Raw genomic sequence first — 8,179 nt, forward strand, 5'->3', positions numbered from 1 at the left:
CACCATGCACGCCGTCACCGCAGCCACGCTGGGCGGCCCGGAAGTCCTCCGCCCCGCCGAGGTTCCGCGCCCCGTACCGGGCCTGACCGAGGTCCTCGTCCGGGTGCACGCGGCCGTGGTGAACCCCGCCGACTTCATGGCCCGCGCCCAGGGCGGCTTCGGCCCGTGGGGCGACCCGCGCATCCTCGGCTTCGACGTGTCGGGCACCGTCGAGGCCGTCGGCCCCGGCGTCAGCATCCTCAGGCCCGGCGACGAGGTCTTCGGCATGCCGTGCTTCCCCGCACAGGCCGGCGGCTACGCGCAGTTCGTGACGGGTCCCGCCCGGCACTTCGCCGTCAAGCCGCGGGCCCTCGTCCACGGCGCGTCCGGCGGTGTCGGCCACCTCGCCGTACAGATCGCCAAGGCGCGGGCGCGTACGTGATCGGAACGGCGAGCGCCGCCAAGCACGGCCTGGTGCGCTCGCTCGGCGCCGACGAGCTGATCGACTGCCGCAGCACGGACTTCACGCAGGCGGTGCAGGACGGCGATGTCGTCTTCGACACCGCTGGGCGGGACTACGCGCCGCGCTCGGTGCAGGTGCCGCGCGACGGTGGCCGCCTGGTCACCCTGAGCCCGGCCCAGGACCCCGAGGTGATCGCCGACGCCCGTGCCCGCGGCCTCTCCTACGACTGGAACGCGGTGGAGCCGGACCACGCCGGCCTGCGGGCCCTGGCCGCACTGGCGGCCGAGGGCTCGCTCCGTCCCGTCGTCGACACCGTGTTCCCCCTCGACGAGGCCGCGAAGGCGCACGCGTACGGGGAGGCCGGAGGCGCCACGGGAAAGATCGTGCTCAGCGTCCCGTGACGGGCGCCAGGGGCCTTACGGGCTCACGTGCCGTTGGCGGGCTGGGTGTAGGTGTGTCCGCCCACGCTCGTGGTCAGGGTGCCGGTCGCGTCGAAGACCGTTTCGAGCAGATCGATGGTCAGGTGGAAGCCGTCGGGACTGGTCTTCTTCGTGGCGTGGACGGATCCGGTCGCGTCCGTCTGCCTCAGGTCCGATACCCAGTCGAGCTTTTGGAGTGTCGGGTTCGGGTTGTTGCGGGTCACGCTCTCCGTGCCGCCGAGGAAGGTCCTCCCGTCGGCCGAGTACTTGTCGTAGCGCACGGAAACCGTCTTCACCGCCGTCCTGGCCTCGTTCCACACGATGGCCACCGTGGCCTTCCCGGAGGACTTGCCCGGCAGGGTGTACGTGCCCTGCGCGGGATAGGGACGGACCGGTGCCGGGCTGCCGGGCTGGTAGCGCGTGCCCCACGGGATGTCGTCCGGGAGTTCCTGGACCTTCTCCGTCCTTGCGGGCTCGCGGTCGACGAGGCGGGCGAGCATGAGCCGCGTGTGGCGGCCGCCCGGTTCGGTCGAGGTCGGGCAGGGCAGCGGGTTGGCGCCTCCGCAGGCTGGAGCGGAGACCAGGCGCTGCCAGTACATGACCGCGGTGCCGTCGGGCGACCACTGCGGGTCGGCGCCCGCGTTCCAGTTCGGGTCGGCGATGCCGCCGGGGCCGCTGTCACCGGCGTTCAACCGCTGGCCCTGATAGGTACCCCGGTCGCCGTACCGGTCGATCAAGTACGGCTGAAAGAAGCGGCGTTGGTGGTTGTTGCGCACCGAGGAGACGGCGCTGGTCGTCAACAGGTCCGTGACGGCGGGCACATCGCGCATGCCGGCCATGAACATCTGCCGGTCGGAGCCGCGCGTGTCGAGCGCGACGGTCCACCGCCCGTCGGGCGAGGTGTCCACCGGGTCGGTGTACTCGGGGTTGCTCGTCAGTCTCCGCACCTTGCCGGTGGTGAGGTGCGCGGCGAACACGTCGATGTTCGAGGACTCGGCCGGATGTCCTACATAGGTGACTTCTCGGCCGTCCTTGCTGAAGCCCCGCAGTTCGCCGACGGACGGCACGGTCGGGTCGAAGACGAGCCGGTCCGGGTGGTCGGGGTCGACCCGCAGGGGCTGCCTGTCCGGGGCGGCGTCGAAGAGACGGTTGACCTTGGTCAAGTCGTAGCGGGGCACCTGGGGGCTGCCCGCCTTCGGCGCGGAGTTGAAGGTCAGCCGGCCCACATAGCCGTACTGGTCCAGGCGGGCGCCGCTGGTGGTGATGCCGCTGAAGCCGAGGTGGACCTGGTCCGGGTGCAGGCGCAGTTCACGGAGTGCGCCGCCCTTGCCGGAGCCGTCCGCCGTCACGTTCCAGCGGATCGGGTAGCCGTGCAACCGCTTCGGCGTGCACGCGGGCGAGGCGAGCCGGTACCGGCCGCAGTCGTAGACCGTGGCGCCGGCCAGCAGCCGTCGTCCGTCGGCGAACGGCATCGGGTAGTCCGCCGCCTCGGTGACACCTTGACGGTTCGCGTCCGGCATCCCGCAGGTGAGGCACTTCCAGGAGTCGCCGCCCGGGAACGTGGACCCGTCGGTCCTGACCAGGATCAGCTGGGAGCCGGTGTAGACACTCGCCGGGTCGGGTGCGGCGGGCGCGCCCGCGAAGGTGACACGCGCCGCCACCTGTCGCTGATCCCGCGTGAATCCGCCTCCTTGCAGGGCATCCCAGTCCGCGTCAATGCAGCCGGTGCGACGGGGATTCACGTCGGACGTGCAGGAACCCTTGGCGTCGGAGGGGGCGGTGGGCGGAAGCGGCAGCTCCTCCACCTTGATCCGCTCCGGCTTCGGGGCGGGCGGCACCACAGCGCCTGTTGACGCGTCGGCGCGCGCCGACGGGTTCGCCTGCGCCGATGGCAACAGGGAACCGGCCGCGACCGCGAGGACGGCCAGGAGCAGCAGGATGCGCCATCGGGTGCGAGAGAGGGAGCCAAGTGTGAGGGCTGAACCGGGAACGGTGTGCTGCTCGCGTCTCGTTGCCTTGTCTCGCGTCACGAAATCCCCTCTGGGTCTGCCGGATTCGAGTCCGCTCCCTGCCCGGGCCGCGGCGGCGTTCTCGCCGGCTCGCACGGAACGGCGCGACGAGAATAGCGCTCTCTTTATTGACCTACTAGCTTCTCAGGCGGATCTCTGCGGTCCCGGCCGGACCAGACCCGCCTGATAGGCCATCACCACGAGTTGCGTACGGTCGCGGGCGTTCAGCTTCCCCATCGCCCGCTGGATGTGGGTCCGCACGGTGAGCGGGCTGATGAAGAGCCGTTCCGCGATCTCCGTGTTGGACAGTCCGTCCGCGGCCAGGGCGGTGACCTCGCGTTCGCCCGCGGTGAGATCCGCGAGCCGCTCGGAGGCCCTGAGGTGCGCGTCCGGGGCGCGGGTGGCGAGGAAGCGCGTGATCAGGGCCCGGGTGGCCGCGGGAGAGAGCAGGGAGTCCCCGGCCGCCACCGTACGGATGCCGTCGAGCAGCACGTCGACCTGCACGTCCTTGCCGAGGAACCCACTGGCCCCGGCGCGCAGGGCGTGCGCCACGTACTCGTCCGTCTCGAAGGTGGTGAGGATCAGGACGCGAGTCGCGGACAGGTCCGGGTCGGCACAGATGGCCTCGGTCGCGGCAAGACCGTCGACACCCGGCATGCGGATGTCCATCAGGACGAGGTCGGGACGGCGCTCACGGCACAGTTCGGCGGCCCGGGCGCCGTCGGCCGCCTCCCCGACCACCTCCATGTCCTCGCAGGAGTCGATCAGTACGCGGAAGGTGTCACGCAGCAGTGCCTGGTCGTCCGCGATCAGCACGCGGACGGGAGCCGTGGCGGTCATGGAGTGGAGTCGCTCCTCTGTGAGGCGGTCGGGTTCAGGGGCAGCGACGTGGCGACCTCGAAGCCACCCTCCGGGCGGGTGCCCGTGTGCAGGTCGCCGCCGACGGAGTGGGCGCGCTCGCGCATGCCGATGAGGCCGAATCCGCCCGGCGCGGTGGCGGGTGCCCGGTCCGTCGTGTCGTTCGTGATCGTGATGGTCAGGTGCCGGCGCAAGTACGCGAGGTGGACGTGGCGAGGTGGACGTGGGCGGCGTGCAGACGAGGCCACACACCGGCCTCGGTCCAGTCCCGCAACCCCCAGCAAAGTGCGATGTCCCGTCACGAGACCTTGAACACTGTGACGCGACGTCAGGCGCCGTCAAGGGACGACGGCACCTCTTCGCGAACGTTACGCCCAGGGGGACGCCACAAGGAGACTTACGAAACCGTCGCACGCTATGAGCAGACATTCGGCGCTGTTGGGTGTCACACCGCGCCGGCCACCACTGACGACAGGTACACATGCGGGCAATCGCGATCAACTGGCCAGCAGCAGCCATGGAAGGCGCCGTGGTCGTGCACCAAGGCTCAGCCGACTTGCTCGAAGACCATCGACCACCAGCTGTCCGGCTGCGCGAACGCGTACTTGTCGCGCGCCCGCAGGTACTCCACTAGCTTCTCCATGTACGGGGCACGGTCCTGCGGCGGGGCGTGTTCCAGGTGCTTCGTGCGCAGCGCGAAACGGTATAGGAACTCGACGAAGTCGGCGAGGGTCCGGTTGACGATCTCCGCTTGTGGCTGTTCGCCGAACGACATGAGGATCACGTAGCCGCGCTCCATGTCGAGGCAGTACCGCAATTCGGGATCGTCGGTGGGGCCGCCGAGTACGAGGATGCGATTCTCCTTGCCGCCCGCTGCCACGGGTACGACCGTGAAGGGGTCGGGCCCCTCGTCCGCGGTGTCCAAGGTGAACAGGACGTCAACGAACACCGGTACTCCGACGTCGCACAGCACGTCGGCTTCGGCCCCGGAGATTCCGTGCTCGTCGGCGACAGCGCGGTCCAACGTGACCACGTGGTCCACGCCGAACAGCTCTGTCATCTCTTCATGGGTCGCCATGCGTCCTCTGTTGTCCCTTCATCTTCGTCCTGCGCTCGTCTGCCATGACCAAGCCCAAGCCCAAGCCCAAGCGCAAGCTTGACTGCCAGGTCTCATCAGTCTGCGAGACCGGCCCGGCGCAGCAGCTTCATCCAGTCGTCGTACTCCACCAACTCGTCGTCGATCGACGCAAACCGCACATACTCTGGGCTGGCCAGTCGCTCCAGGAAGAACTCCTCCAGTCCCGGCGCGAGCGGCTCGAAGCGCTCCGCGTCGACCCACTCCGCGTGCTCCTCCGGGACACCAAGAACGCTGCCGTCCGCGCGGTCGAGGAAAAGGGGAACGTCGTTGAGCAATCCGATGCAGAACAGTTTTTCGGGGGATAGCTCCAGCGGGGAGTCGGCCACTGGACCGCAGTAGAACTGGTGCTCCTCGGCTTCTTCCAAGCCGAAGAGCTGCATGTTCGGCCCGCAGCTCACGCCGTCCAACACCCGGCAGAAGTTCAGGAAGCCACGTGGCACCCCGTCGGCCTGCGCGGCGGCCGCCGTCTCCTCGTCGATACTCCCGCCGAGCGTGAACTGGAGCACATCCGTGCTCTGTGCAAGCGCTGTACGCAGAACGTCCACCGTCGTGTTCAGGCGGGACGCTCCCGGGCTCGCGCTAGTCATCTGGCCACCATTTGACATCGATTTCGATTGGGGTGCCGTCCGGTAGGTCCTTGATCTGCGGGCGTATCTGCTGCGTGCCGATCTGGAAGTTCGTGGTCCGGTCGAGCATTCGCAGGTTACGCCATGAATCAGGGCCACCGGTCTGGAGCTCGTTGACGTGGTCGGGCTGCATATTGCGGGCGGCCTTCGCGGCGTCCTCGGCGAACTCCGGGTCGTCCTGGTGGTTCCTGCGGATCAGTGCTTCCAGGGCACCCTTGTACTTCTTGGTGATCTCCTGGTCGCGGTAGTCCTGAGTCCTGCCCTTGAACTTGAAGAGGTGCCCCTCCTCGCCGAGCCGCTGCAGGGCCCTCGCCTTCCGTTCGAAGGCCGCCTTGGGCATGCCGGGCTGCCACTCGAGGGAGACCCTGTGCGGGTCCTTCGTCGAGTCCGGGCGGTCCTTGCCGATCCCGCCTCCGTCCCGGACGGCATCCTGGTCGCGGGAGCGGGTGACGATGCTGTTCAGCATCGTTTCGATGGCCTTGTCGTTGCGGGCGTGGTTCTCGCCCATCGCCCGTACGCCCTTGGACACGTCCTGCAGGTGCTTGTGCAGCTCGTCCTCGGCATCCTCGATTGCCCGCAGGATCTTTTCCGCACCGCTCTCAACGGCCGCCGCCATGGTGCCGCGGCCACGTGTTCGATCCAGCCCGGCGCGACTGCGCCGCAGGTGGGGGCGGGCACCGGTCTCGTGCTCTTCGGCCTGGGAGGTTATTCGGTCGGCCAGTCGGTCGTGCAGGTCCTTGTCGTTGCGTATGGTGCCGCTCATTCGGCACCTCCACGCCCCGTGAGCGTACCGGCGGCGGAGTCCAAGCCGTCGGAAAGGCCGGCGCTCCCGGCATGCAGAGTCTTCCCCGCGCTGTATCCGTCCTGCAGGCCGACGGCGTTCGCGCCCACCTGGATCACGAGATCGGTGGCCATCGCGCCGAGGGCGGTGTAGACGGGGCCCATGACGACGGCCATCAACTCCTCGACCAGGAGATGTTCCGCTTCCTTGAGCAGCCGCCGGACAATCAGCCGCGTGGCCTGGGTGGCGCCGAGGGCACCGACCTCGGAGAGCCCGAGCGTGAACGGTGCGGCAGCCTGTGCGGCAATGATCTCCGCGGCGAGGATGCCCAGCTGGACGATGGCCGCCACCTTGGCTCCGGCCACCGCGAACGCGGCACCGTCCAGGGCTGTCGCGCCGAGGTCCGCGGCCTCGGCGAGACGTTCCAGATGCGTGCCGCTGACCTTGCCCCAGTGCCGCTCGAACGCGGCGGTCGCGGGCCCTTCGTTGTTCTCCAGGAACTCCCGGACGAAGCGCTCCGAGGAATCCTTGCTCTCCCGTACCTGGGCCCCGAAGGAACGCAGTCCATCGGCCATGTCCCGATAGTCGTCCTCGTCGACATTGGGCCACTCCACCCCAATGAGGTCCAACACCCAGGCCGCCTCGTCGGGCAGTACGACTCCCATCCCCGTTCCCCTCCGCTTGGGTAGGCCCCTCAAGGCCACTCAGCGAGGTTCGAACATTACTACGAGAGACGAGTTACGGGACGTCGCAGGGTGCCCAAACCCCGCCAAAGCCAAGGAAGATGGGCGGTGCGCAACGTGAGGTGCAGGTCGAAATGCCTATCAGGTTCCGGGAGCGGCACGGTGCTTGGGCATCGAGCGCGGGCCCGGGTTCCAATGCGCTGCTTCGTGCTCGGCACGCTCGCGCTCGCCCTCAGCATCACGTACGCGCTGCCAGGCCGTGAAACGTGCTCCCGCCTCGTCCGCCTCGGCAGCGGAACGCCGCTCTCCGGCACGGCGTACCTCCGCAGCGCCCGCGAACAGAGCGGAAGTGTACTCCGGGTCGGTGAACGCCTGCTGGGCCGTCAACTCGCCGCGCAGCACCGCAGAAGCCATCTCCCGCAGCTTCGGATCGGGGCCGGCCCGCAGGCTGTCCAGCGCACGTCGCAGACTCCGAGCCCGGTCAGTATCGTGCGTGACGTCCATCAAGTCTTCCGCGCCCACCTCTCGGCTGTCTGACACGAGGACCGCCCCCATTCCTGTCGAGTTCCTGTCGAGCTCAATTGATCGCTGGCGCTTGCCCAATACAGCAATACGATACAAACCCTGCCCCTGCCGAAAACTCATCCGTCCTGGTAGAAGCCAGTGTGGCGGAGTATGAAGCGTGGCAGCTTTGGCTGATGGCGCCGGGGCATGATGATCTACCATGCTGCTGCGACTGGCCTACTTGGGCGTGGCGAACGCGTTCGCGGTGCTGCGCCTGCTTCCGATGAGCGATCGGGACAAGGACGTCGAGGTCCTCGCCCTGCGCCACCAGATCACGGTCCTGGAGCGCCAACTCGGCGAGGAGAAGGTGTGGTTCGGCCCAAACGATCGGGCGTTCCTGGCGGCGCTGCCGCACCGGTTGCCGCGAGATGTGCTGCGCAGGCTGCGGCTGTTGGTCCGGCCGGACACGGTCCTGCGCCGGCACCGCAACCTGGTCACACGCCGCCACGCTGCCGCCTCGCGACCGAAGCGCCCAAGCCGACCGCGCACCGTGCACTCCATCCGCGCTCTGGTCCTGCGCCTGGCCCGGGAGAATCCCCACGGGGGGCTACCGGCACCTGCACGGCGAAGTGCTGATTCTCGGCGTGAAGGGGCGTTTTTTAGTGAACGAAGCCACCCCTGCGCCCGAACGAAGCTCAAGCACCTAAGGGCTGTCCCGT

8 protein-coding genes and 2 pseudogenes are annotated in these 8,179 nt (G+C 68.6%); 2 read left to right on the forward strand and 8 right to left on the reverse strand.

Features of this window, described 5'->3' with window-relative positions:
* The first annotated feature begins 4 nt into the window (after positions 1-4).
* Positions 5-843: pseudogene (locus tag RBJ65_RS32040) on the forward strand (NADP-dependent oxidoreductase).
* Positions 844-866: 23 nt separating this feature from the next.
* Here RBJ65_RS32040 and RBJ65_RS32045 read toward each other — a convergent pair.
* The 8 genes from RBJ65_RS32045 to RBJ65_RS32080 all read right to left on the reverse strand — a co-directional run bounded on the left by RBJ65_RS32045 (position 867) and on the right by RBJ65_RS32080 (position 7,601).
* Positions 867-2,891, reverse strand: coding sequence for a hypothetical protein (locus tag RBJ65_RS32045; RefSeq protein ID WP_306320129.1), 2,025 nt, complete (start codon positions 2,889-2,891; stop codon positions 867-869).
* Positions 2,892-3,014: 123 nt separating this feature from the next.
* Complete coding sequence (locus RBJ65_RS32050) at positions 3,015-3,710, reverse strand: response regulator transcription factor (protein ID WP_306320130.1); 696 nt, start codon at positions 3,708-3,710, stop codon at positions 3,015-3,017.
* Positions 3,707-3,922, reverse strand: a complete 216-nt coding sequence (locus tag RBJ65_RS32055; RefSeq protein WP_372341308.1) for a hypothetical protein — start codon at positions 3,920-3,922, stop codon at positions 3,707-3,709. The genes RBJ65_RS32050 and RBJ65_RS32055 overlap by 4 nt, the downstream gene beginning before the upstream one ends.
* Positions 3,923-4,275: 353 nt before the next feature.
* Positions 4,276-4,806, reverse strand: a complete 531-nt coding sequence (locus tag RBJ65_RS32060; RefSeq protein WP_306320131.1) for an SUKH-4 family immunity protein — start codon at positions 4,804-4,806, stop codon at positions 4,276-4,278.
* Between the two features lie 95 nt (positions 4,807-4,901).
* A complete protein-coding gene (locus RBJ65_RS32065) occupies positions 4,902-5,453 on the reverse strand; it encodes a hypothetical protein (protein ID WP_306320132.1) in 552 nt (183 codons plus the stop codon).
* Positions 5,446-6,255 carry a hypothetical protein gene (locus RBJ65_RS32070; RefSeq protein WP_306320133.1) on the reverse strand — a complete coding sequence of 270 codons (810 nt, stop codon included), beginning with the start codon at positions 6,253-6,255 and terminating at the stop codon, positions 5,446-5,448. The genes RBJ65_RS32065 and RBJ65_RS32070 overlap by 8 nt, the downstream gene beginning before the upstream one ends.
* On the reverse strand, positions 6,252-6,938 hold the full coding sequence (locus RBJ65_RS32075) for a hypothetical protein (protein ID WP_306320134.1): 687 nt from the start codon (positions 6,936-6,938) through the stop codon (positions 6,252-6,254). Before RBJ65_RS32075 ends, RBJ65_RS32070 begins: the two co-directional genes overlap by 4 nt.
* 159 nt (positions 6,939-7,097) lie before the next feature.
* Positions 7,098-7,601 (reverse strand): hypothetical protein, encoded by a 504-nt coding sequence (locus RBJ65_RS32080; RefSeq protein ID WP_306320135.1) that lies wholly within the window; start codon positions 7,599-7,601, stop codon positions 7,098-7,100.
* Between the two features lie 79 nt (positions 7,602-7,680).
* Here RBJ65_RS32080 and RBJ65_RS32085 point away from each other — a divergent pair.
* Positions 7,681-8,164 (forward strand): annotated as a pseudogene (locus tag RBJ65_RS32085) (integrase); the annotation flags it as partial.
* Positions 8,165-8,179 lie beyond the last annotated feature (15 nt).

Source organism: Streptomyces sp. KL109B (genome assembly GCF_030766935.1).
Taxonomy (GTDB): domain Bacteria; phylum Actinomycetota; class Actinomycetes; order Streptomycetales; family Streptomycetaceae; genus Streptomyces.